The following is a 650-nucleotide window of genomic DNA, read 5'->3' as shown; positions in this document are numbered from 1 at the left end:
AGATGTGTATTCGAGACAGGCCCCAACGTGCACAAGTTGCTCAGCAACCTGACCTTCACCGCCGCCGACGAGAGCCGAATGATGCAGCCGCTGCTGGATCACAAGGACGCTTTCGAGTCGGCCAGGCAATGGCTCAAGGATCACCCGCAAGACCAGCAGCGCTGGCTGGAAGGCGTGACCACCTTCGACGGCAAACCCGCCGCAGCCAACCTGCAATTGACCAGCAAATAACCTGTCTTGAATCACCGTTTCGCAGCCGCTCCCGGCTGCGAACGGTATGACTACGCCTGAAAATCACGCCTGTAAGGAACCTGCCTCATGAACCACGACGTCATCATCACCTGCGCACTCACCGGTGCTGGCGACACGACCGCCAGAAGCCCTCACGTGCCGGTCACTCCGAAACAAATCGCTGCCGCGGCGGTGGAAGCAGCCAAGGCCGGTGCCACCGTGGTGCATTGCCACGTACGTGACCCCGAGACCGGCAAGTTCAGCCGCGACGTGGCGCTGTACCGCGAAGTGATGGAGCGCATCCGCGAGGCGGACGTCGACATCATCGTCAACCTCACCGCCGGCATGGGTGGCGACCTGGAAATCGGTGGCGGCGAGAACCCCATGGAGTTCGGGCCCAACACCGACCTGGTGGGCCC

General features: G+C 62.5%; 1 protein-coding gene and 1 pseudogene. Both read left to right on the top strand.

What is annotated here, in order from left to right; all coding sequences use genetic code 11:
* Nucleotides 1-231: pseudogene (locus tag HX869_RS30510) on the top strand (glycine/betaine ABC transporter substrate-binding protein); the annotation flags it as partial.
* Nucleotides 232-318: 87 nt separating this feature from the next.
* A partial coding sequence (locus HX869_RS30505; protein ID WP_178904124.1) for a 3-keto-5-aminohexanoate cleavage protein occupies nucleotides 319-650 on the top strand: 332 nt, incomplete at its 3' end.

This window comes from Pseudomonas sp. P7779 (genome assembly GCF_013386315.1).
Taxonomy (GTDB): Bacteria; Pseudomonadota; Gammaproteobacteria; order Pseudomonadales; family Pseudomonadaceae; genus Aquipseudomonas.
The sequence above is the reverse complement of the archived record's forward strand: the minus strand, read 5'-3'. Positions and strand labels throughout refer to the sequence as shown.